Below are 21,111 nucleotides of genomic sequence, written 5' to 3'. Positions count from 1 at the left end.
TAAGGAATTGCATCATGTTTACCTCTGTCGCCAATCGGTCTGCTGCTGCCTACAAGCGTGTTGGTGTTGAAACCAGTGTGAGTTGTGCGGACCCCCACAAACTGGTAAGTCTGCTGTTTGACGCGCTGCTGCAGGCGCTGGGTGGCGCGCGCATGGCCATGACGGCCGGCGACGTCGGGCTCAAGGGCCGCAAGATCGGCACGGCGGTGCGCATCCTCGAAGAGGGCCTGATTGCGCCCTTGAATCTGGAAGAGGGCGGAGAGCTGGCCGCCAACCTGCACAACCTGTACCGTTACTGCGTGAAACAAATCACCCTGGCCAATGTGCGCAACGACATGGGCCTGCTGGAAGAAGTCAGCCGCCTGATTGAGCTGGTGTCCAGCGGCTGGAACCAGATCGACGGCAAGCAGCCGGCGTATCTGCAGCCCGTGTCTGCATCGGCTTCGGGAGCACACGCATGAGCCAGCAACTGATTGACTACTACAAGGCCATTGAAGACAGCAGCGCCAAGATGCTGGGCGCGGCCAAAGCCGAAGACTGGGATGGCGTGATGCGCTACGAAGGTGCATGCGCCGTACTGATCGAACAGCTGCGCTACCGGGCCCAAACCGAGAAGCTGGACCAGTTGGCCATTGCCGAGAAGTCCAGAATCATGCTGCGCATCCTGCACAACGATGCCCAGATCCGCTACCTGGCCGAGCCCTGGCTGGCCCACTGCGAGCAAAAGCTGGACGGACCGCAGCTGCTGCACTGAACCACCAAGCCGCTTTTCCAAGCGGCTTTTTTCATACCTGCATGTTCATGATGTCGGTGTAGGCCTGCACCATGCGGTTGCGCACATGCAGCGTGGCCGTGAAGCCGATTTGGGCTTTCTGGATGGCCACCATGGTTTGTTCCAGGCTCACACTGGGGTTTTCCATCTGCACTTCCTGCTGCAGGCGGGTGGATTCGTTCTGCGCGGCGCTGACCGAATTCAGGGCGCTCTTGAGGGCGCCAGAGAAGCCGCCCCCGGAGTCAGCCACGCCCGCCGTGGCGCCAGGACGCACACCCGCGCCGGGGCGCACCGAGGTGGGCATCGTCAGGGGTGAGAGTTTGAGGTCCATGGCAGTTTCCGGGTGAACTTGATTGGGGCTAATACTAGGGCGCAAGGCGCGGGGGCATTATTTTCAAATAGGCGGTAAACACGGCGCTTTTCAAGCTAATGTTTTGCGGGGTGGGTCGAATAATCAGACCCAATCGCAGGGTGAAGTGGACCTTGCACTATTGGAAGCCCGTATGCCAGCACCTACCGCCATCACCGTGAACCCGACCATCGTCCAGCGCTTCAGCGGCCTGGACCAGGGGCAGCGCATGCGCCTGGTGTTGGGCATTGTGCTGTTTGTTGCCATTGCCATCGGTGGCCTGGTGATGGGCCGCCAGGCCGAGTGGCGGGTGCTGTACTCCAACCTGGCCGACAAGGATGGCGGCGCCGTCATCGCCCAGCTGGGCACCATGAACATTCCCTATAAGTACTCCGACGGTGGTGGCGCCATCCTGGTGCCCGCCGACCGGGTGCACGATGCACGCCTGAAGCTGGCGTCTCTGGGCCTGCCCAAGGGCTCGGTGACGGGCTTCGAGATGATGGAGTCCAACCGCTTTGGCATGACCCAGTTCCAGGAACGCCTGACCTTCCAGCGCGGCCTGGAAGGCGAATTGACCCGCTCCATCCAGTCCATCGGCTCGGTGTCCAATGCCCGTGTGCACCTGGCGCTGCCTAACCAGAATGGTTTTTTCCGCGACCAGCAAAAGCCCTCGGCCTCGGTGCTGCTGAGCCTCAACGCCGGGCGCAGCCTGGACAAGGCGCAGCTGGCCGGCATTGTGCATCTGGTGTCCTCCAGCGTGCCGGAAATGGAACCCTCTGCCGTGAGCGTGCTGGACGATACCGGCAAGCTGCTCTCCAAGGCCGGTGATGGCTCCGCCTCCGGACTCAACATCGATGCCGAGCAACTGCAGTATGCCCAGCAGCTGGAGGCGGTGTACAACCGCCGCATCCTGGACATTCTGGAGCCTCTGGTGGGCGCACAGAACGTCAAGGCGCAAGTGACCGCCGATGTGGACTTCTCGCAAAGCGAGTCCACCACCGAGTCGCACAAGCCCAACCTGGCGCTGGACACCAGTGCCGTGCGCAGCCAGCAAACCGTGGAAAGCACCAACGGTGTGGCCAGCACGCCCGCCGGCGTGCCCGGCGCTACTTCCAACCAGCCGCCGGCCCAGTCTTCTGCGCCCATCAACGGCCAGCCCCAGCCACTGACGGCCGCCGGCCAGAGCGGTGCCAACAACAGCGTCAAGAAGGAGTCCATCGTCAACTACGAGGTGGACAAGACCATCAATGTGGTCAAGGGTGCTTCGGGCGTGGTCAAGCGCATCAATGCGGCGGTGGTCATCAACAACTTCAACAAGACCGATGACAAGGGCAAGACCACCAGCACACCGCTGACCGATGCCCAGATTGAAAAGATGACCGCCCTGGTGCGCGAGGCTGTGGGCTTCAACAAGGACCGGGGTGACTCCGTCAACCTGATGAATGCGCCGTTTGCGACCGAGAAGGTGGAGGTGGCTGACATCCCCCTGTGGCGCCAGCCGATGGCCCTGGACCTGGCCCAAAGCCTGGCTTGGCCCTTGGGCACCCTGGCCCTGGCTGCTCTGGTGCTGCTGGGCTTTGTCAAGCCGGCCCTGAAGACCCTGGCAGAGAGCCGCCCGCACGCACGTGACATGCAGCTCGATGCCACCGAGTCCGAGGAGCCCGAACGCCCCCAACTGGCCGCACCCCGGGCAAGCAATGAGCCTGCGGTGATCAGTGATTCCGAGCTGCGCATGGAAGAGGCACGCAAATTGACGCGTGACAACCCGGCTGCAGTGGCTAACATAGTGAAAACCTGGATCAACGGGGAAGCGGCCGCTTAAGTAATCGGGCGCACCGAATAAAACACTATGTCAAACGAAGACGGACTCCAAAGCGCTGCCATCCTGATGATGTCTCTGGGAGAAGCAGAGGCGTCAGAAGTGTTCAAGCATTTGTCACCCAAAGAGGTGCAAAAGCTGGGCGAGGCGATTGCCAAGACCTCCCAGATCACCCGCGAGCGGGTGGACGATGTGGTGCTCAAGTTCCATGGCGTGGCAGCCTCGCAGAGCCTGTTGGTCTCCAACTCGGGCGACTATGTGCGCTCAGTGCTCAAGCTGGCACTGGGTGATGACAAGGCCGCGCTGCTGATTGACCGCATTTTGCAGGGCGGCGACGTCTCCGGCATCGAGAGCCTGAAGTGGATGGACCCGCTGTCGGTGGCCGAACTGCTGCGCAACGAACACCCGCAAATCGTGGCCGCCATCCTGGTGCACCTGGAGTTTGACCAGGCCGCAGACGTCCTGAAGCAACTGCCCGAGCGCCAGCGCAACGAGGTGATGTTGCGCGTGGCCACCATGGAAGGCATCCAGCCCACGGCGCTCAAGGACCTGAATGAAGTGCTGTTCAATGTGCTGGCCGGCGGCGACAAGATCCGCAAGGCCTCGCTGGGTGGCGTGAAGACGGCCGCCGAGATGATCAACCTGATGGGCACCGCCATCGAGGGCACGGTGATCGAATCCATCCGCAGCCACGATGCCGATCTGGCGCAGAAGATCATGGACAAGATGTTTGTGTTCGACGACGTGCTCAAGCTCGACGACAAGGCCATCCAGATGGTGCTCAAGGAAGTGTCCACGGATGTGCTCATCGTGGCCCTCAAGGGTGCGCAACCCGAACTCAAGGACAAGATCCTGGCCAATATGTCCACCCGCGCTGCGGCCACCCTCAAGGAAGACCTGGAATCTCGCGGCCCCATGCGCCTGTCCGAGGTGGAGGCGCAGCAGAAGGAAATCCTCAAGACCGTGCGTCGCCTGGCGGACGAGGGCCAGATTGTCATCGGCGGCGGAGGTGGCGAAGACGCCATGGTCTGATGTCACGCGCCCATTCCTCCTTTATTGCGGCCGAAGACGTTGTTGCCGCCAGCGACTGGGCCTTTGACCCGGTCGACCAGGCGGCCCTGCGCTTTGCCGCCAAGGTCAAAGCACAGGCCGAAGCCGAAGACCGTGCCCGCGATGGCGCAGCCCACCAGGCCGGTTATGCCGAAGGCTATGCCCAGGGCCATGCCCATGCCACGCTGGAAGGCCAACGCCTGATCAGCGAATACATTGCCACCCAGGGTCAGGATGCGGCTCACCAGTTTCTGGGGTTGTTCCAGTCGGCACAGGAGCAGGTGGAACAGTCGCAACAAATGCTGGCCAAGGGCGTGCTGGAGCTGGCCTGCGAACTGGCCCGCCAGGTCCTGCGGCGCGAACTCAGCGTCAACCCCAATGCCTTGCAGCCGGTGCTGCAGGAAGCCCTGGGCATGTTGACGGTGGACACCAAGCTCGCGGCGGTGCGCATGCACCCGGTGGATCTGGATGTCATGGCCGAAGACCTGGGCCGCGAATTTCCCAACCTCAACTTGACGCTGGTGCCCGATGCCAGCCTCACTGCCGGTGGCTGTCTGGTGGAAGCTGCAGGCACCGTGGTGGACGGCACGGTGGAGCGCCGCTGGCACAAGGCCGTGGCCAGCCTGGGCCTGGAGTCCACCTGGGAGCAGGAACTTGATGTCCACTGAAGCCCCAGACCTGCTGGAAACTCCGGCCACCCTGGCCGGATCACCCCCGCAATGGCAGGATTTTTTCCAGCGTGCGCAAGCGCGTGTGGTGCGCAGCTCCACGCCGGAAATGCGTGGCACGCTCACACGCCTGGCCGGTCTGGTGCTGGAGGCCAGTGGCCTGCGCGCGCCCGTGGGCTCGCAATGTGTGGTGACCTCTGGCAAGCGCGAGCCGGTGCTGGCCGAAGTGGTGGGCTTTGCCAATGACCGCGCGTTTCTGATGCCGGCTGGCGATGTGCACGGCCTCTCCAGTGGTGCCAGTGTGGCGCCAGCGGCCAGCTATGTGCCGGTGCCCTCCCTGCACAAGGCCAGCGCGGCTGACTTTGCGTCGGACACCGGCATGCTGCGCCTGCCTCTGGGCGAAGGCCTGTTGGGGCGGGTGGTGGATTCGCAGGGCATGCCGCTGGACCGCATGGGCCCCATTCCGAACGTGGTGGCCAGGCCCATGGAGCGCAAGACCATCAATGCCATGGACCGCGACCCGGTGCGCCACAGCCTGGACACCGGCGTGCGCGCCATCAACGCCCTGCTGACTGTGGGGCGCGGCCAGCGTATTGGCCTGTTTGCAGGCTCTGGCGTGGGCAAGAGCGTGCTGCTGGGCATGATGGCCCGCTACACCCAGGCCGATGTGATTGTGGTCGGGTTGATCGGCGAGCGGGGCCGTGAGGTCAAGGAATTCATTGAAGACATTCTGGGCGCCGAGGGCCGTGCCCGCTCGGTGGTGGTGGCCGCACCGGCGGATGCGCCGCCGCTGCTGCGCATGCAGGGTGCGTCCTACGCCACGGCGATTGCCGAGAGCTTCCGGGACCAGGGCCAGCACGTGCTGCTGCTGATGGATTCGCTCACCCGCTATGCCATGGCCCAGCGCGAAATTGCACTGGCCATTGGCGAGCCACCGGCCACCAAGGGCTATCCGCCAAGCTGCTTTGCCAAGCTGCCGCAGCTGGTGGAGCGCAGCGGCAATGGGCTGAACGGCGTGGGGTCGATCACCGCCTTCTATACCGTGCTGTCCGAAGGCGATGACCAGCAGGACCCGATTGCAGATGCTGCGCGCGCGATTCTGGACGGACATATCGTGCTGTCCCGCACCCTGGCCGAGGCCGGGCACTACCCCGCCATCGACATCGAGCAGTCGGCCTCGCGCGTGATGCACAACGTGGTCTCGCGTGAGCACTTTGAGCTGGCGCGGCGCTTCCGGGCGATTTACTCCAAGTACGAAAAAAGCCGCGACCTGGTGCAAATCGGCGCTTACGCCCCGGGCTCGGACCCGGGTCTGGACGAGGCCATTGCCCTGCACGACGACATGGGCCGCTTCCTGCAGCAGGACATGTTCGAGTCCGCTCCCCTGGCGCCGGTGGTGCAGCAGATGGCCCAGGCCTGCAATGCCGCGTATACCGGCAACCCGGTCTGATGAAAGCCGGCCATGCCTAAATTCAGAGCCCTGGAGCTGGCCATAGAGCAGTCCACCCAACAGCGGGATGCGCAGGCGCGCAAACATGCGCAAGCCCAGAAGACCCTGCAATTTGCCCAAGGCCAGTTGCAGCAGTTGCAAAGCTATTCCAACGACACAGACGCGCGCTGGGTCGGCGGCCACTCCGTCAACCTCTCGGTGGAGCTGATCCGGCACCACTACCAGTTCATGGACCGCCTGCAGCATGCGGCCACGCAGCAGATGGGGGTGGTGGCCAATCTGGAGCGGCAACTGGCCACGGCGCACCAGGCCCTGCTGCAGGCCGAATACCGGCTGGCAGCCTTCAAGCAGGTGCTGAAAGGGCGGCGCATGGAGCAGCAGGTGGTGCAACAGCGGCGCGAGCAGCGCGCTACCGACGAATTTGCCGCCATGCGGCACTTCAGGGACCGCGCTGACAGAAACACGCAGGAGCATGTATGACGATTGAAAAAAGCCCGGCTGCGGCCAACCACTCCAAGGCCTCTGGCACTGCGGCCAGCCACGGTGCCCGTGCCAAAACAGATGCAGGTGATGCAGGGGCGGGTGGGGCTGGAGGGGGAGGGTTCATGGCGATACTGGGCGCCTTGGGGGAGGCTGCGGCTGACGCTCCGGGGCAGGCCTTGGTGCCCGATGCAGCAACCGACGTGCCGACAACTGCCGCCCCCTTTGATGCCAGCACCTTGCTGCAAAACAACCCGCAGATTGCCGCGGCAGCGCAGGATGCCAGCGTGTTCGCGCAACAAGCCACTGCGCTGGTGCGAGACCCCGCTGCCTTGGCGCCAAGCGCAGCCGAATTGGCATCCGACCCTGCGGCCATGGCCCAACAGGCCGCGCTGCTGAGTGCCACGCAGCCCCTGCCTGCTGCGCCGGTAGCAGCGGCTGGCCCCGTGCCAGGCCAGGCACCCGCACCCAAGGGCCTGGCTGCATTGGGCGAGGGGGCAGGCAAAGCAGCCGCGGCAACTGCCGCAGCGCCCGGGTTGGAGGTCGCGGAGTCTTCCACCCACAGCTTGCAGCAGGCCCATGTGCACACCAAGGCGGGCAAAGCGGCCCTGCCGCCGGGTGCCGACAGCAGTGCGCCTGGCAACAGTAGCGCAGCGGCGGGCAGTGAACGGGTCGAGCCCCACAAATTCATGGCGGCCCTGGAACAGGCCAGGGACCCGGCGGGTGGGCGCACGCTGGAACCGCTGCTGGCACCCCTGCTGGCCAGGCAGGAAAAGCCGCAGGGAGAGCGCAAGGGCAACGCGTTCCAGAATGTCGAGCCCACCTATTCAGGCACTGCGCTGGGCGTCAGTGCCCCCGATTTTTCGCAGCCGGGGGCGGGCGCTCCCGTGTTGGCACCCGAGATGCAGGTGGCCGAGCAGGTGAGCTACTGGGTCTCGCAGAATGTGCAAAACGCCGAGCTCAAGCTCGACGGCCTGGGCCAGTCTCCGGTGGAGGTCAGCATCAGCCTGCAGGGCAACGAGGCGCAGATCAGCTTCCGCACCGATGAAGCGGCAACCCGCGATGTGCTGCAGGGGGCTGGCGCCCAATTGAAGGAGATGCTCCTGCGCGAGGGCCTGGTGCTGACCGGCGTCTCGGTAGGCGGCTCGGGCAGTGGCCAAGCCGATGGCGGCCAGCGCCGCGACCGGCAAACCGCCCGCCAGGGTGTGACTGCCCCCCTGCAAGTGGCCCGTGCGGAAACCGGCGTGAACCTGCGCGGCAACAGGACAGGCGGGGCCGGCCGCTCCGTTGATCTTTTTGTGTAGGGTGGCGCGCAAAGGCGAAAATCAGGATAGGCTGTGCAATTACAGGCCTTATTGAACCTTAGAGAGGGTTTTTGGGGTCAATAATCAGCCGAATACAGTGATTGAGGAATAACAGTGGCTACAGCACCTGAAGCAAGCGCAGACGACAAGGCCCCGGCCAAAAAGAGCAAGAAAATGCTGATCATCATCGGCGCGGTAGTTGCCGTGCTGGCGCTGGGTGGCGCTGGGTTCTATTTCCTGGTGCTCAAGCCGCGTGCAGCTGCGGCAGCCGAAGAAGACGGCGGTGATGCGCCCAAGGCGGCCGCGCACGATGGCAAAGTCACGCCCCCGGCCTATTTGCCCATGGACAATATGGTGGTGAACCTGGCCGACGCAGGCGGTGACCGCGTGGCCCAGGTGGGCGTTACCCTGGTGGTGGCCGATGCCCACGCCTCCGATACCGTCAAGGCCTTTTTGCCCACCATACGCAGCGGCGTGTTGATGCTGATTTCGCAAAAGACGGCGGTCGAGTTGCTCACGCCCGAGGGCAAGGAGGCACTGGCCAAGGCCATTTTGCGGGAAGCCATCACCCCATTTGGTGGCGGTGAAGAAGAAGCCCCCGCAGCCGAGGCCGAAGGCGCCAAGAAGAAAAAGAAAGCGGCGCACGCCGAGTACCCGGTGACGGGCGTGCTGTTCTCCAGTTTCATCATCCAGTAAGCAGCGCGAGGCCTGTAACACCATGAGCGAGTCTTTTCTCTCCCAGGAAGAAGTCGATGCCCTGCTCGAAGGCGTCACGGGTGAGAGCCAGAAATCGGTCGAAGAAGATGCCGAGCATGGCGAGGTACGGGCCTACAACATTTCCAGCCAGGAGCGCATCGTGCGTGGGCGCATGCCCACCATGGAAATTGTCAATGAGCGCTTTGCCCGCAACCTGCGCCAGGGGCTGTTCAATTTCATACGCCGCAGCCCCGAAATTTCGGTGGGGCCGGTGTCGGTGCAGCGCTACAGCGCCTTCCTGCGTGAGCTGGCCGTGCCCACTAACTTCAACATCGTGGCGATTCGCCCCCTGCGTGGCAGCGGCATGATTGTGTGTGAACCCAGCCTGGTGTTTGGCGTGATCGACACCCTGTTTGGCGGTATTGGCAAGTTCCAGACCCGCATCGAGGGGCGCGACTTTTCGGCCACCGAGCAGCGCGTGATCAACCGGCTGGTGGATGTCATCACCGAAGAGTACAAGAAGGCCTGGAAGGGCATTTACCCCTTGGAGCTGGAATACCAGCGCTCCGAGATGCAGCCCCAGTTCGTGACCATTGCCACGCCCAGCGAGATTGTGATTTCGACCTCGTTCCAGCTGGAAATTGGAGACATCGCGGGCTCCATCCATTTCTGCTTCCCGTATTCGACACTGGAGCCGATCCGCGATGTGCTGTACTCCAGCACGCAGGGCGACTCGGTTGAAGTGGACAAGCGTTGGGTGAATGTGCTGACCCGGGAAATCCAGGCCGCCGAGGTCACCTTGGTGGCCCATCTGGCCACGGCCGAGGCCACGGTGGAGCGGTTGTTGTCGCTTAAAAAAGGTGACTTTATTGAGCTCGAGCGTGAATCCCGTATCCAGGCGACCGTGGATGGTGTTCCAATCTTCGAGTGCAACTACGGCACGCACAATGCCAAATACGCAATCCGCATAGAGAAGGCTTTACGCGGTAACGACCAGAACTGGTTAGGGGATAGACATGGCCACTGAAGATATACCCGACGCAGGCGCGGACGACGGCATGGCCGATTGGGCCGAGGCCCTGATGGAGCAGAAGTCCAGCGATGGTGCGGGCGATGCACAACCCGGCTCGGTGCTTTCGGGCGATGCGCCGCGCCCCTTCAGCTCAGGCGGTGGCGATGCATCCATGCAGGACATCAACATGGTGCTGGACATTCCGGTGCTGCTGTCGGTGGAGCTGGGCCGCACCAAGGTGCCCATCAAGCACATCCTGCAACTGGGCCAGGGCTCGGTGGTGGAGCTCGATGCGTTGGCTGGCGAGCCCATGGATGTGCTGGTCAACGGCTACCTGATCGCCCAGGGCGAGGTGGTGGTGGTGAACGACAAGTTCGGTATCCGCCTGACCGATGTGGTGACGCCATCCGAGCGGCTGCGCCGCGTCAGCAAGAGCTGAAGCTGCAGGCTGGAATGACGCAGTCCCTGATTCTGATCGGATTGTTTTTGTGCGTGCTGGTGAGCCTGCCCTTTCTGATTGAACGCCTCAAGAAGCACTACGGCCTGTCCATTCCCGGCATTTCCGGGCCTTCCCGCGTGGTGTCTGTGCTGTCGCTGGGCGCGCAGCAACGCGTGGTGACGGTAGAGGTGGGGCCACACAATGCCCGCGTCTGGCTGGTGCTGGGTGTTACCCCCCAGTCCATCCAGTGCCTGCACACCACGCCCGCCGAGAGCGTGCCTGCCAACCCGGTGGCCGAGTCCGCATGAGAGTCCAGAGCGCGTTTGGCAAGGCCACCCTGGTGCTGCTGGCACTGATGCTGCACGGCTTGGCGCACGCCCAGACCCAGGGCCAACTGCCCCTGATCATTGGCAGCAGCCAGGGCGGCACCAGTTATTCGGTGCCCATCCAGACCCTGCTGTTCTTTACTGCGCTGTCGTTTTTGCCGGCCGTGCTGTTGATGATGACGGGCTTTACCCGCATCGTCATCGTGCTCTCGCTCTTGCGCCAGGCGCTGGGAACGCAGTCGGCACCGCCCAACCAGGTCATCGTGGGGCTGTCCCTGTTTCTCACCCTCTTTGTGATGGGGCCGACTCTGGACAAGGTGTATGCCGATGCCTACCTGCCCTACACCAACAACACGATTTCCTTTGAGCAGGCGCTTAGCAAGGGAGAGGGCCCTATACGCAGCTTCATGTCCAAGCAGACACGCCAGTCGGACTTCGCCCTGTTTGTGAAGCTGGCCAAGTTGCCTGCGGACACCACGGTGGATGCGGCACCCATTCGCGTGCTGGTACCGGCCTTTGTGATCAGTGAACTGAAGTCGGCCTTCCAGATCGGCTTCATGATCTTCATCCCTTTCCTGGTGATTGACATGGTGGTGGCCAGTGTGCTGATGTCCCTGGGCATGATGATGCTGTCGCCGGTGCTGGTGGCCTTGCCGTTCAAGCTGATGCTGTTTGTGCTGGCCGATGGCTGGAACCTGCTGGTGGGTTCGCTGGCAGCCAGCTTTGTGAACTAGAGGACGCCGCATGAACTCTCAAATGGTGTTGACCATGGGCCAGGAAGCCCTGCTGATGTTGCTGATGGTATCTGCCCCCGTGCTTGGCACGGCGCTGCTGGTCGGTTTGCTGGTCAGTCTGTTTCAGGCCGTGACCCAGATCCACGAGGCCACGCTGGCTTTTGTGCCCAAGCTGATTGCGGTGATTGCCGTGTTTGCGATTGCCGGCCCCTGGATGCTGACCATGCTGGTGGAGTACATACGCCGCACCATGGAAGCGATTCCCGGCTCGGTCACCTAGGCCACAGGGTTGCCAGCGTGATCAGTATTTCCGAGGCGCAACTGGCGGCCTGGATCTCGCCCATTTTTTGGCCCTTTGTCCGTGTGCTGGCGGTGTTCACCTCGGCGCCGGTGTTTTCTTCCAGGGTGTTTCCAGTGCGGGCGCGTGTGGCGCTGGCGTTTCTGGTGGCCCTGGCCTCACAGGCCAGTCTGCCGCAGGCTGACATCATCGGCTTCAACGACCCGCGGGCCCTGGGGGTATTGCTGCAGCAGGTGGGTGTGGGCATCTCCATCGGCTTTGCCGTGCGCCTGGTGTTCGCCGCCGTGGAACTGGCTGGCGAGGTGGTGGGCTTCCAGATGGGGCTGAACTTCGCCTCGTTCTTTGATCCGGCCATGAACAACCAGTCCAGCGCGGTGGCGATCTTCTTCTCGCAGATGACCTCGTTGCTCTTTGTGGTGATGAATGGCCACCTGATGGTGCTGATGGCGGTGAACCGCAGCTTCCAGGCCTTTCCGATTGACCAGAACTTTTTGCAGGCCATGGGTCAGATGAAGCTCTACAAACTGGGCGCCGACCTGTTTGCCAGTGCCTTGTGGATTGCCCTGCCCATGGTGGGCTTGCTGATGTTCACCAATCTGGCGCTGGGCATCATTTCACGCGTGGCGCCGCAGCTCAACATTTTTGCCATCGGCTTTCCCATCACCTTGCTGGTGGGCCTGATCGGCATTGCCTTTACCCTGCCCATGCTGGACCAGCCCTTCATCACGCTCATGGGCCGCGTGATCGACATCTTCGGCTGAACGGGCCGGAAGCCCTGTTTTTTCGCAGGGCCGCCCCAAGAAAAAATGCGGCCCCCTCGGCGGGCAGCGCAGCACACGCAGTGGCAAGCGTGGGGGCCACGTCCCGCCGCCGGGCCGCCCCAAGGCGGGACAGCCCCCTCGGGGGGGCAGCGCAGCACACGCAGTGGCAAGCGTGGGGGCTACATTCACACCAGTTCGTTGCGGATAGCGTAGACCGTCAGTTCGGCGTTATTGCCAAGCTTGAGTTTTTCCAGCAGGCGCGCGCGGTACACGCTCACCGTCTTGGGGCTGAGCATCAGCTCCTCAGCGATTTCAGACAGCTTGCGGCCCGAGGCTATCTTCAGCAGGGTCTGCAGCTCGCGCTCCGACAGGGTGGAGTGCAGGGTTTCGGAACTGGGTTCTGACAGGTTGTTGACCAGCATTTCTGATACGGCAGCGCTCACATACTTGCGGCCCTGCGAGATGGTGCGCACGGCCGCCACCAGCTCGGTGGGGTCGCCAGCCTTGTTCAGGTAGCCGTGTGCACCGGCGCGCAGGCAGCGGATGGCGTACTGGTCTTCAGCAAACATGGAGACGATCAGCACGCGCACCGCAGAGCCGCCCTCGCGCAGGCTGGCCAGCACCTCCAGCCCCCCTCGGCCGGGCAGGTTCAAATCGAGTATGAGCACATCGCAGGGCGTGGTGCGCAGCACCTCGCGCACCTCGGAGTAGCTGCCGGCCTCGCCCGTGACCTGGATGTCGACAGCTTCGCTCAGGGTGTCGCGGATGCCACGGCGCACCATGGCATGGTCATCGCATAAAACAACTTTGATCACAGGAAATCGGCCTCGGTAGGTGTGCTGGTGTCCCCGTCCAGGGGAATGGTGAGTATGACGGTGGTGCCATGTCCCGGCCGGGTGCTGATGTCTAGCCAGCCACCGGCCACCTTGGCGCGCTCCTTCAAGCCCCGTATGCCAAAGGCATCGGGGTTGTTGAGCGCGGCGTCTGAAATGCCGGCGCCGTTGTCGCTGATTTCCAGTGTCAAAACACCCTCGGCATTGGACAGGTCCAGCTTGACCTGGCTGCATTGGGCGTATTTGGAGATGTTGGTCAGTGCTTCCTGTGCCGTGCGGTAGGCCGTGAGCTGGATGGACTTGTTCGATTGCATGCCGGGCTGGTTGCAAACCAGTGAGGTCTTGACGCCGCTGCGCCGCTGGAAGCTTTCGGCCAGCCATTGAATGGCGGGGTAGAGCCCTTGGTCCAGGATGGCCGGGCGCAGGTTCATCATGATGCGTTGGCTGGCGCCTATGGCGTGTTGCAGCATGTCGTTGGCGGTGGCCACGTGTTCGCGCATGTCGTCTGTCTGGCCGTGGCGGGCCATCCAGGCCAGGTCGAGGCGAACCGCAGCCAGGGAGCCGCCGATGTCGTCGTGTATCTCACGCGCAATGGACGCGCGTTCATTCTCGATGGCGGTTTGCAGGTGCTGGGCAAAATGGGCCAGGCGCCGCTCGGATGCCGCCAGTTCGGAGACCGCGCGGGCTTCGGCGGCTTTGGCCTTGAAGACCTCCAGCGTGCTCCCAATCACACGGGCCAGCTTGTGCAGGTCATCCTTGGGCAGGTAATCGCTGATGCCCATCTGTATGGCGGCCACTGCTGCGGATTCACCGATCGCACCCGACAACAAAATGAAGGGCAAACGCACGCTGCTGGTCTGCAACAGGCCCCAGGCGTCCAGCGCGGTGAAGCCGGGTAGCCGGTAGTCGGCCAGGATGATGTCAAAAGGCTGCTCTGTCAGTTGCCGGGAGAAGTCTGCCAGCGAATCAACCCGGACAATTTGAAACGGCAGCTTGTCTTTGGTGAGTGCTCTGCAGACCAGCGTGTGGTCCAGTTCGGAGTCCTCCAGATGCAAAATAGTGAGACGCGGGAGGAGTGCTGGGTTTGCCGTGGACATTGGCGCTGATTATCTGTTTGCGCTGACGCAAGGTGCAAGTTCTTTTGCTTGCGAAAAGCCTCCTGGCTGGCCAAAATGGTCACAATGCCCTAGTTTCCTGCTAACCTCGCCATAGAAGAAAAGTGGTGCTAACAAGATGAAGTACTTTCCTATACAGAGCGGCTTGGAGGAATCCTGACGATGCAAGTGTCACTGACAACACCGAGCGCGCCATCCGTGCAAATGCCACTGATGCTGGTGGCGGAAGTGCAAGACTCTTTGTTGGTGGTGGTGCATGACTTGAACCGCCTTGATGGCCTGCTGGCGCACACCATGGAAAACCTGATGGAGCGCTTTACTTCTGCCAGTGCCAATCTGGCCAACCCCGAATTGATTTCGTCCAAGGAGCTGGATCTGGTTCGCAGTACCTTGCGTGCTGCCGTGACCGAATTGCAGTTCCAGGACATGGCCTCCCAACTGATTTCCCATACTTCCAAGATTCTGCAAGGCTGCGCCTATCGGCTGGCCTCGGAGTCCATGGGGTCTGAGGACGGTGAGGCCGTTCCCTTTGTTGAAGAGGTGCCTGAGCGGCCCAACCCGGTAACCCAGGACGAGATGGACGCAGGTTCCATCGAACTTTTCTGAATTGAAAGCCAAATAATGACGAGCTGGAGCATTTGATGCCTGTAATTCTTGCTGTTGACGACTCTCCTTCCATGCGGAAGATGGTGTCCTTTACGCTCACCGGAGCGGGTTACCAGGTCGTGGAGGCCGTGGATGGACAGGATGCCTACGAGAAGGCACAGGCGCAGTCCTTTGATTTGGTGCTGACCGACCAGAACATGCCGCGCATGGATGGGCTGGGCCTGACCCGCAAGCTGCGCGACCACCCCCAGTTCAAGACCACCCCGATCCTGATGCTCACAACAGAGTCCAGTGACCTGATGAAGCAGGCCGGTCGTGCGGCGGGTGCCACCGGCTGGCTGGTGAAGCCTTTTGATCCGGCCAAGCTGCTGGACGTTATCAAGAAGGTCATCCGCTAAGCAGCGGCCACCACCCGAACAAGAAATTTGCAGGAGTAACACATGTCCGAAACGCATCAAGACAGTGGCAGCGGCGGCGATATCGATCTGAGTCAGTTCTACCAAATCTTCTTTGAAGAGGCGGGCGAGAACCTGGATCTGATGGAGACCATGCTTCTGAATCTGAACTTGGAAACCGCCGATGACGAAGAGCTCAACGGCATTTTCCGCTGCGCGCATTCGGTCAAGGGTGGGGCTGCAACATTTGGCTTTGCCGACGTGGCCGAGCTGACGCACAAGATGGAGTCCCTGCTGGACCGTTTGCGTCGCCACGAGTTACAACCCAACTCGGCGATGGTGGACGTGCTGCTGGAGTCTGCCGATGCTTCGCGCAGCCTGCTGGCGCGGCACCAAACGGGAGATACCAGCCCGGCACCTCCAACCGGTGACCTGGTGAAGCGGATTGCCGATTTGGCTGCGGGCAACGCGCCTGTTGCTGCGGCTGTTGCACGTCCAGCACCTGCACCCGTGGTGGCCCCGGTGGCGGCGCCCAAGCCAGCAGCGCCGGTTGTGGCCGGTGAACGCCAGCTTGAAATCAAGGTGGGGCCTTTGGAGAACCCGGCACAGGCCGATGCCATTGCCGAACTGTTCCGCGATATTCCCGGCTTGGGCACGATTCAGCCGCTCAGTTCGGACCGCAAGGAATTCCGCCTGTTCGCCGTGCAGACCGCCTCGACGGACGATGATTTGCTGGACCTGTTCACTTTTCACGTGTCGCGCGAGCAAATTGAAATACGCGATGCTGCGGCAACGCCCGCTGCGGCCTTTGTGCAGGATGCCAGCCACGGCTTCTTTGATGGAGCCCCGGGTGCACCATCAGCGCCCACCGCAGCACCAGTGGCTGCCGAGGCCTCTGCCGGTTTTGGATTCTTTGACGGCGCACCGGGTGCACCATCCGCTGCCCCTGAGGTGGCTGCGGTCGAGATGGCAGCCGAAATCAAGGCCAGCCCCAAAGCCGTCGTCAAGGCAGCGGCGTCTCCTGCGGCCCAGCCCGAAGCGGCCACCATCCGTGTGGCCATCAGCAAGGTGGACCAGCTCATCAACCTGGTGGGCGAACTGGTGATTACCCAGGCCATGCTGGCGCAAAACAGCCGCGCGCTGGACCCAGCCATCTACCAGCAGTTGCTGACCGGCTTGGCCGATCTGGACCGCAATACCCGCGATCTGCAGGAATCGGTCATGTCGATCCGCATGATTCCCATGTCCATTGTGTTTAGCCGTTTTCCGCGCATGCTGCGCGACCTGGCAGGCAAGTTGGGCAAGAAGGTCGATTTCGTCACCCAAGGCGAGGCCACTGAACTGGACAAGGGACTGGTCGAAAAGATCACCGACCCGCTGACCCATCTGGTGCGCAACAGCTGCGACCACGGCATTGAGATGCCGGCCGACCGTTTGGCAGCTGGCAAGTCCGAAACCGGAACGATCACCCTGTCGGCATCGCACCAGGGTGGCTCCATCGTGATCGAGGTGCGCGACGACGGCAAGGGCCTGTCGCGCGAGAAGATCCTGAACAAGGCCCGTGAGCGCGGCTTGGATGTGTCCGACCAGATGTCGGACGCCGATGTGTGGGGGCTGATTTTTGCTCCCGGATTCTCCACCGCAGAAGTGGTGACTGATGTGTCCGGCCGTGGCGTTGGCATGGACGTGGTCAAGCGCAATATCGCAGCCCTCAATGGCACAGTCGAAATCGACTCGGCCGAAGGCTTTGGCATGCGGGTGGCGGTGCGCCTGCCGCTGACACTGGCCATCATGGACGGCATGTCGGTGGGTGTGGGTGACGAGGTCTACATCCTGCCGCTGTCATCCGTAGTGGAGTCGTTCCAGGTCAAGTCGGATGCGGTCAGCACCGTGGGGCAGGGCTCGCAGCTGGTCAAGGTGCGCGACGAATACATGCCGGTGATCGAGCTGGAAAAAGTGTTCCAGGTGCCGCGCTTTGATTTCGAAAAGAACAGCGACATCATGGTCGTGGTGGAGGCCGATGGCAGCCGCGTGGTGCTGCTGGTGGACGAGTTGCTCGGCCAGCAGCAGGTGGTGGTCAAGAACCTGGAGTCGAACTACCGCAAGGTACCCAATGTGTCGGGTGCCACGATTTTGGGTGACGGCAAGGTCGCACTGATTCTGGATACCGGAGCCCTGGTGCGCCGGTCCAGGCACTAGAGGAGCACGCAATGGGAATGATGGAAAAAATGGACGAACTCACAAGCACCGGCGCCCGCGAGTACCTTACCTTTCGCCTGGACCAGGAGGAGTATGGGATCGATATCCTGAAGGTGCAGGAAATCCGGGGCTACGAGCCGCCAACGCGCGTTGCCAATGCGCCCGGCTTCATCAAGGGCGTGGTCAATCTGCGTGGCACGATCGTGCCGATTGTGGACATGCGCCTGAAGTTCAACTGCGCCAAGGCGGAGTACGACAGCTTTACCGTGGTCATCATCCTGAATCTGCGCCAGCGCATTGTGGGCATCGTGGTGGATTCAGTGAGCGATGTGATGGAACTGCCACCCGAGTCCCTGAAAGCCGCGCCCGATATCGACAGTGTGATCGATAGTGGCGCCGTCATGGGCCTGGGCTCGCTGGGCGACCGTATGCTGATTCTGCTGGATATAGAGCGCCTGATGTCGGCGCCAGATATGGGCCTTGTCAGTTCAGGTGAATAGTTTGGCCTTTGGGAGGCCGGTGAAACCAATAGTTAAAAGTTTGATGGACGCAAAATGAGTACACACGCTGCCATCGATTCCACAGGTGACGCAACCGGCATGCAGGGCCGGGAGTTCGCTTGGACCAATGCCGATTTTGACCGGGTGCAGGATCTGATTTACAGGCGCGCTGGCATCAGCCTGCATGACGGCAAACATGCCATGGTCTACAGCCGCCTGTCGCGCCGTCTGCGTGACACGGGCCACCAGAGCTTCAAGGAGTACCTGAGCTGGCTGGAGTCTACGGACGGCCCCGAGTGGCAAGAGTTCGTTAATGCGCTGACGACCAACCTCACTTCATTCTTTCGCGAGCAGCACCATTTCCAGATTTTTGCGGAGCACTTGAAATCCAAGCCTGCGACCCATCCCTGGCGCGTGTGGTGCAGTGCGGCCTCTACCGGCGAGGAGCCGTATTCGATTGTGATGACGGCCTTGGAGGCCCTGGGTAGTCGGCCCCGTTTTTCGCTGATGGCCAGTGATATCGATTCCAAGGTGCTGGCGACTGCTGCCAACGGTGTGTACAAGGGCGAGTCGCTCAAGGGCATCAGTGCGGCCCAAATGCAGGCGTATTTCATGCGGGGCAAGGGCTCCAACTCGGGGTTGGTGCGGGTCAAGCCGGAACTCAAGCAATTGGTGGAGTTCCTTATCGTCAATCTCATCAAGGACGATTGGCCGTTCAAGGAGGCATTTGATGTGGTGTTCTGTCGCAATGTGATGATTTACTTTGATGCCGAGACGCAGCGGCGTGTTCTGGAACGCATACACCGCGTCATGAAGCCGGGAGGCGTCCTTTTTGTTGGTCATGCGGAAAATTTCAGTGATTCCCGCGATCTCTTTGTTCTTAAAGGGAAGACCGCATATGAGCGCCGTTAAGCACATGCCGGATGGTTTTTTCCACGCGGGAGGCTACACATGAGCCAATTCCTGTCGGGTGCCATTGCGGCCTCAGCCAAGTCTGCCCTGTCTATTCCACCTACAAAAACATTGCCAAGCGGCCGCGTGTCCCGTGTCGACCAGTTCAAGGCACAGCCTCGCAAGCCGGGGGAAGCGTCCTTCTTCTATGCGGACCACCACTTTCAATACGACGCGGTCAAAGTGTTGCCGGGTGAGTACTTTGTATCGAATGAAGAGATTGTGATCATGACGGTGTTGGGCTCCTGCATTGCGGCCTGCCTGTGGGACGGCCGCGCACGCATTGGTGGCATGAACCATTTCATGCTGCCCGATGGCGATACCGGCGACGGGTCAGGCCGCTACGGTTCCTACGCAATGGAGTTGCTGATCAACGAGATGCTCAAGCTCGGTGCGCGCCGCGAGACCATGCAGGCCAAGGTTTTTGGTGGTGCCCAGGTCATGGCCGGGTTCACGACTATGAATGTGGGGGAGCGCAACACCCAGTTTGTGCAGGACTACTTGTCAACTGAGCGCATTCCGATTGTTTCCGAGGACGTGCTGGACATTCATCCGCGCAAGGTGTGCTTTTTCCCGGTCACAGGCAAGGCGTTGGTGAAGCGGCTTGCCCATTCCCATCCGGAAACGCTGGCGGTGGAAGAGCGACGGGGAAATGCAGCCACCGTTGCCAAGTCCAATGCGGGCGGCTCTGTAGATTTGTTTTGAGGACCTGGTTTGACCAAGAAGATTCGCGTTGTGGTGGTGGATGACTCCGCATTGGTGCGCAGTTTGCTGGCGGAGATCATTAACCGCCAAGCAGACATGGAGTGTGTTGGCACTGCCAACGACCCTCTGATTGCCCGTGAAATGATCCGGGAACTCAATCCCGACGTCATCACCCTGGATATTGAGATGCCCAAGATGGATGGCATCGAGTTCTTGGGGCGGCTCATGCGCCTGCGGCCCATGCCGGTGCTGATGATTTCCACGCTGACCGAGCGCGGTGCAGACATCACCATGCGTGCCTTGGAATTGGGGGCTGTGGATTTCGTTGCCAAGCCCCGTATTGGCGTGGTGGACGGCATCAATGACTTGGCCAGCCAGATTGTGGACAAGGTCAGGGTCGCATCGCAGGCACATGTGCGCCGTAGTGTTGCGCCAGCAACTACTGCAGTGCCTTCGCAGGCTGCTGCTGCTCCACGCAACCAGGCCATTGGGCGCATTTCGACAGAAAAGCTGATCTGTATTGGCGCCTCCACCGGAGGCACTGAGGCTATCAAGGAGATTCTGGTGCGCATGCCTGCTGATTCGCCTGGCATTGTGATCACGCAGCATATGCCCCCGGGGTTTACGACAAGTTTTGCGGCGCGGCTGAATGGCTTGTGCCAAATCTCAGTCAAGGAAGCGGCAAACGGAGATCGCATCCTGCCTGGGCACGCCTACATAGCGCCAGGAGGCAAGCAGTTTCGCATCGACAAGAGTGGGGCCAATTACGTGTGTGTCGTAGAAGATGGGGAGCTGGTTAACCGGCACAAGCCTTCAGTGGAAGTGCTGTTCAAGTCAGCCGCACGCGTAGTGGGACGCAATGCGTTTGGCATCATGCTCACCGGTATGGGCAATGATGGCGCCAAGGCAATGAAGGAAATGCGCGACTGCGGCAGCTATAACTATGTGCAGGACGAAGCGAGCTGCGTGGTGTTTGGCATGCCGCGCGAGGCTATCCTGCACGGAGCAGCTGACGAGGTGCTGCCACTTTTGTCGATAGCGCCGGCCTTGCTTACCAAGCTGAGCGGAAGCAACGACCGCTACAGAGTTTAGTAACAGCGTCTGCTCAGGTGCGTAGGCGCATCCCAGGCTCCCTGCGCCCGCCCATATCTTTCGATTCTTTTTACGACCTTCTTTGAAACCTGTTGAAAGCGTGCCATAATCGAAGGCTGCGCTGATGACGGTGCAGGCGGGAATCGGGATAGAGTAAATAAAAAGACTTTATCAAGAAACTTGCAAACAGCCTTAAAACTGTGTCATAATTCAAGGCTTCGCTGATCACAGTGAAGTTAGCAAGAAGGTGGTAAAAAGCCTCTTGTGTTCCTTAAAAATTTACAGCCGATAAGCGTGGGCGTTTGAGGTGAATAGCCAAGTTCTTCGGAACTAGGTCTTAACTGACCTACAAACGCTCATGAAGTAAAAAAGATGTGAAAGTCAGAGATGATATTCACGTCGATTCCAATTTATGAGTTGCATAGAAATATGCGAAAAAATTCAAGATCGAACTATAGAGTTTGATCCTGGCTCAGATTGAACGCTGGCGGCATGCCTTACACATGCAAGTCGAACGGCAGCACGGGAGCAATCCTGGTGGCGAGTGGCGAACGGGT

Annotated in this window: 25 protein-coding genes and 1 rRNA gene; 23 read left to right on the top strand and 3 right to left on the bottom strand. The window is 61.2% G+C overall.

Annotated features, from left to right (window positions below):
• The first annotated feature begins 14 nt into the window (after nt 1–14).
• Both fliS and DIC66_RS20430 read left to right on the top strand, forming a co-directional pair.
• Nucleotides 15–461: a flagellar export chaperone FliS gene (gene fliS / locus DIC66_RS20435; protein ID WP_117180030.1), complete on the top strand. Its 447-nt coding sequence runs from the start codon at nt 15–17 to the stop codon at nt 459–461.
• The gene (locus DIC66_RS20430; protein ID WP_117180029.1) at nt 458–754 is read left to right on the top strand and encodes a flagellar protein FliT; all 297 of its coding nucleotides are present in this window, start codon (nt 458–460) and stop codon (nt 752–754) included. The genes fliS and DIC66_RS20430 overlap by 4 nt, the downstream gene beginning before the upstream one ends.
• 31 nt (nt 755–785) lie before the next feature.
• On the opposite strand, the gene fliE is transcribed toward DIC66_RS20430, so the two are convergent.
• Nucleotides 786–1,103 (bottom strand): flagellar hook-basal body complex protein FliE, encoded by a 318-nt coding sequence (gene fliE, locus DIC66_RS20425; RefSeq protein ID WP_117180028.1) that lies wholly within the window; start codon nt 1,101–1,103, stop codon nt 786–788.
• Nucleotides 1,104–1,275: 172 nt separating this feature from the next.
• Between fliE and fliF the strand changes: the two genes are divergently transcribed.
• From fliF to fliR, 13 genes are all read left to right on the top strand, one after another.
• The gene (fliF, locus tag DIC66_RS20420; protein WP_117180027.1) at nt 1,276–2,943 is read left to right on the top strand and encodes a flagellar basal-body MS-ring/collar protein FliF; all 1,668 of its coding nucleotides are present in this window, start codon (nt 1,276–1,278) and stop codon (nt 2,941–2,943) included.
• 27 nt (nt 2,944–2,970) lie between these two features.
• Nucleotides 2,971–3,972: a flagellar motor switch protein FliG gene (gene fliG / locus DIC66_RS20415; RefSeq protein WP_117180026.1), complete on the top strand. Its 1,002-nt coding sequence runs from the start codon at nt 2,971–2,973 to the stop codon at nt 3,970–3,972.
• Complete coding sequence (locus DIC66_RS20410) at nt 3,972–4,658, top strand: FliH/SctL family protein (protein WP_117180025.1); 687 nt, start codon at nt 3,972–3,974, stop codon at nt 4,656–4,658. Before fliG ends, DIC66_RS20410 begins: the two co-directional genes overlap by 1 nt.
• Nucleotides 4,648–6,108 carry a flagellar protein export ATPase FliI gene (gene fliI / locus DIC66_RS20405; RefSeq protein ID WP_117180024.1) on the top strand — a complete coding sequence of 487 codons (1,461 nt, stop codon included), beginning with the start codon at nt 4,648–4,650 and terminating at the stop codon, nt 6,106–6,108. The genes DIC66_RS20410 and fliI overlap by 11 nt, the downstream gene beginning before the upstream one ends.
• Nucleotides 6,109–6,120: 12 nt before the next feature.
• On the top strand, nt 6,121–6,588 hold the full coding sequence (locus DIC66_RS20400) for a flagellar export protein FliJ (protein ID WP_117180023.1): 468 nt from the start codon (nt 6,121–6,123) through the stop codon (nt 6,586–6,588).
• A complete protein-coding gene (locus DIC66_RS23520) occupies nt 6,585–7,892 on the top strand; it encodes a flagellar hook-length control protein FliK (protein ID WP_233506033.1) in 1,308 nt (435 codons plus the stop codon). The genes DIC66_RS20400 and DIC66_RS23520 overlap by 4 nt, the downstream gene beginning before the upstream one ends.
• 114 nt (nt 7,893–8,006) lie before the next feature.
• Nucleotides 8,007–8,588 carry a flagellar basal body-associated FliL family protein gene (locus DIC66_RS20390; RefSeq protein ID WP_233506032.1) on the top strand — a complete coding sequence of 194 codons (582 nt, stop codon included), beginning with the start codon at nt 8,007–8,009 and terminating at the stop codon, nt 8,586–8,588.
• Between the two features lie 22 nt (nt 8,589–8,610).
• Nucleotides 8,611–9,615, top strand: coding sequence for a flagellar motor switch protein FliM (gene fliM / locus DIC66_RS20385; RefSeq protein WP_117180022.1), 1,005 nt, complete (start codon nt 8,611–8,613; stop codon nt 9,613–9,615).
• On the top strand, nt 9,605–10,039 hold the full coding sequence (gene fliN, locus DIC66_RS20380) for a flagellar motor switch protein FliN (RefSeq protein WP_117180021.1): 435 nt from the start codon (nt 9,605–9,607) through the stop codon (nt 10,037–10,039). The genes fliM and fliN overlap by 11 nt, the downstream gene beginning before the upstream one ends.
• A 14-nt stretch (nt 10,040–10,053) precedes the next feature.
• Nucleotides 10,054–10,347 (top strand): FliO/MopB family protein, encoded by a 294-nt coding sequence (locus tag DIC66_RS20375; protein WP_233506031.1) that lies wholly within the window; start codon nt 10,054–10,056, stop codon nt 10,345–10,347.
• Nucleotides 10,348–10,394: 47 nt separating this feature from the next.
• Nucleotides 10,395–11,099: a flagellar type III secretion system pore protein FliP gene (gene fliP, locus DIC66_RS20370; RefSeq protein ID WP_199534811.1), complete on the top strand. Its 705-nt coding sequence runs from the start codon at nt 10,395–10,397 to the stop codon at nt 11,097–11,099.
• Nucleotides 11,100–11,109: 10 nt separating this feature from the next.
• A complete protein-coding gene (gene fliQ / locus DIC66_RS20365) occupies nt 11,110–11,379 on the top strand; it encodes a flagellar biosynthesis protein FliQ (RefSeq protein ID WP_117180019.1) in 270 nt (89 codons plus the stop codon).
• 17 nt (nt 11,380–11,396) lie between these two features.
• On the top strand, nt 11,397–12,158 hold the full coding sequence (gene fliR, locus DIC66_RS20360; RefSeq protein WP_117180018.1) for a flagellar biosynthetic protein FliR: 762 nt from the start codon (nt 11,397–11,399) through the stop codon (nt 12,156–12,158).
• 185 nt (nt 12,159–12,343) lie between these two features.
• On the opposite strand, the gene DIC66_RS20355 is transcribed toward fliR, so the two are convergent.
• Complete coding sequence (locus DIC66_RS20355) at nt 12,344–12,973, bottom strand: response regulator (RefSeq protein WP_117180017.1); 630 nt, start codon at nt 12,971–12,973, stop codon at nt 12,344–12,346.
• A complete protein-coding gene (locus DIC66_RS20350) occupies nt 12,970–14,088 on the bottom strand; it encodes a hybrid sensor histidine kinase/response regulator (RefSeq protein WP_117180016.1) in 1,119 nt (372 codons plus the stop codon). Before DIC66_RS20350 ends, DIC66_RS20355 begins: the two co-directional genes overlap by 4 nt.
• Before the next feature lie 180 nt (nt 14,089–14,268).
• On the opposite strand from DIC66_RS20350, the gene DIC66_RS20345 reads away from it, so the two are divergent.
• The 8 genes from DIC66_RS20345 to DIC66_RS20310 form a co-directional block, all read left to right on the top strand.
• The gene (locus DIC66_RS20345; protein WP_117180015.1) at nt 14,269–14,712 is read left to right on the top strand and encodes a hypothetical protein; all 444 of its coding nucleotides are present in this window, start codon (nt 14,269–14,271) and stop codon (nt 14,710–14,712) included.
• Between the two features lie 35 nt (nt 14,713–14,747).
• A complete protein-coding gene (locus DIC66_RS20340; protein ID WP_117180014.1) occupies nt 14,748–15,110 on the top strand; it encodes a response regulator in 363 nt (120 codons plus the stop codon).
• 42 nt (nt 15,111–15,152) lie between these two features.
• Nucleotides 15,153–17,306 (top strand): chemotaxis protein CheW, encoded by a 2,154-nt coding sequence (locus DIC66_RS20335; RefSeq protein ID WP_117180013.1) that lies wholly within the window; start codon nt 15,153–15,155, stop codon nt 17,304–17,306.
• 11 nt (nt 17,307–17,317) lie between these two features.
• On the top strand, nt 17,318–17,806 hold the full coding sequence (locus DIC66_RS20330) for a chemotaxis protein CheW (RefSeq protein WP_117180012.1): 489 nt from the start codon (nt 17,318–17,320) through the stop codon (nt 17,804–17,806).
• A 54-nt stretch (nt 17,807–17,860) separates the two neighbouring features.
• Entirely contained in the window at nt 17,861–18,718 is an 858-nt protein-coding gene (locus DIC66_RS20325) for a CheR family methyltransferase (protein WP_233506030.1), read from the top strand.
• Between the two features lie 39 nt (nt 18,719–18,757).
• A complete protein-coding gene (gene cheD, locus DIC66_RS20320) occupies nt 18,758–19,462 on the top strand; it encodes a chemoreceptor glutamine deamidase CheD (protein WP_117180011.1) in 705 nt (234 codons plus the stop codon).
• 9 nt (nt 19,463–19,471) lie between these two features.
• Complete coding sequence (locus DIC66_RS20315) at nt 19,472–20,554, top strand: protein-glutamate methylesterase/protein-glutamine glutaminase (RefSeq protein WP_117180010.1); 1,083 nt, start codon at nt 19,472–19,474, stop codon at nt 20,552–20,554.
• Between the two features lie 449 nt (nt 20,555–21,003).
• Nucleotides 21,004–21,111, top strand: a 16S ribosomal RNA gene (locus tag DIC66_RS20310); the annotation flags it as partial.

This window comes from Rhodoferax lacus (assembly GCF_003415675.1).
GTDB classification, from domain to species: Bacteria; Pseudomonadota; Gammaproteobacteria; order Burkholderiales; family Burkholderiaceae_C; genus Allorhodoferax; species Allorhodoferax lacus.
The sequence above is the reverse complement of the archived record's forward strand: the minus strand, read 5'-3'. Positions and strand labels throughout refer to the sequence as shown.

What these genes read in the sequence shown, in the direction of transcription:
- fliS (WP_117180030.1), top strand. Translation starts at nt 15, where the DNA reads ATGTTTACCTCTGTCGCCAATCGGTCTGCTGCTGCCTACAAGCGTGTT.
- DIC66_RS20430 (WP_117180029.1), top strand. Translation starts at nt 458, where the DNA reads ATGAGCCAGCAACTGATTGACTACTACAAGGCCATTGAAGACAGCAGC.
- fliE (WP_117180028.1), bottom strand. Translation starts at nt 1,103, where the DNA reads ATGGACCTCAAACTCTCACCCCTGACGATGCCCACCTCGGTGCGCCCC.
- fliF (WP_117180027.1), top strand. Translation starts at nt 1,276, where the DNA reads ATGCCAGCACCTACCGCCATCACCGTGAACCCGACCATCGTCCAGCGC.
- fliG (WP_117180026.1), top strand. Translation starts at nt 2,971, where the DNA reads ATGTCAAACGAAGACGGACTCCAAAGCGCTGCCATCCTGATGATGTCT.
- DIC66_RS20410 (WP_117180025.1), top strand. Translation starts at nt 3,972, where the DNA reads ATGTCACGCGCCCATTCCTCCTTTATTGCGGCCGAAGACGTTGTTGCC.
- fliI (WP_117180024.1), top strand. Translation starts at nt 4,648, where the DNA reads ATGTCCACTGAAGCCCCAGACCTGCTGGAAACTCCGGCCACCCTGGCC.
- DIC66_RS20400 (WP_117180023.1), top strand. Translation starts at nt 6,121, where the DNA reads ATGCCTAAATTCAGAGCCCTGGAGCTGGCCATAGAGCAGTCCACCCAA.
- DIC66_RS23520 (WP_233506033.1), top strand. Translation starts at nt 6,585, where the DNA reads ATGACGATTGAAAAAAGCCCGGCTGCGGCCAACCACTCCAAGGCCTCT.
- fliM (WP_117180022.1), top strand. Translation starts at nt 8,611, where the DNA reads ATGAGCGAGTCTTTTCTCTCCCAGGAAGAAGTCGATGCCCTGCTCGAA.
- fliN (WP_117180021.1), top strand. Translation starts at nt 9,605, where the DNA reads ATGGCCACTGAAGATATACCCGACGCAGGCGCGGACGACGGCATGGCC.
- DIC66_RS20375 (WP_233506031.1), top strand. Translation starts at nt 10,054, where the DNA reads ATGACGCAGTCCCTGATTCTGATCGGATTGTTTTTGTGCGTGCTGGTG.
- fliP (WP_199534811.1), top strand. Translation starts at nt 10,395, where the DNA reads ATGCTGCACGGCTTGGCGCACGCCCAGACCCAGGGCCAACTGCCCCTG.
- fliQ (WP_117180019.1), top strand. Translation starts at nt 11,110, where the DNA reads ATGAACTCTCAAATGGTGTTGACCATGGGCCAGGAAGCCCTGCTGATG.
- DIC66_RS20350 (WP_117180016.1), bottom strand. Translation starts at nt 14,088, where the DNA reads ATGTCCACGGCAAACCCAGCACTCCTCCCGCGTCTCACTATTTTGCAT.
- DIC66_RS20345 (WP_117180015.1), top strand. Translation starts at nt 14,269, where the DNA reads ATGCAAGTGTCACTGACAACACCGAGCGCGCCATCCGTGCAAATGCCA.
- DIC66_RS20340 (WP_117180014.1), top strand. Translation starts at nt 14,748, where the DNA reads ATGCCTGTAATTCTTGCTGTTGACGACTCTCCTTCCATGCGGAAGATG.
- DIC66_RS20335 (WP_117180013.1), top strand. Translation starts at nt 15,153, where the DNA reads ATGTCCGAAACGCATCAAGACAGTGGCAGCGGCGGCGATATCGATCTG.
- DIC66_RS20330 (WP_117180012.1), top strand. Translation starts at nt 17,318, where the DNA reads ATGGGAATGATGGAAAAAATGGACGAACTCACAAGCACCGGCGCCCGC.
- DIC66_RS20325 (WP_233506030.1), top strand. Translation starts at nt 17,861, where the DNA reads ATGAGTACACACGCTGCCATCGATTCCACAGGTGACGCAACCGGCATG.
- cheD (WP_117180011.1), top strand. Translation starts at nt 18,758, where the DNA reads ATGAGCCAATTCCTGTCGGGTGCCATTGCGGCCTCAGCCAAGTCTGCC.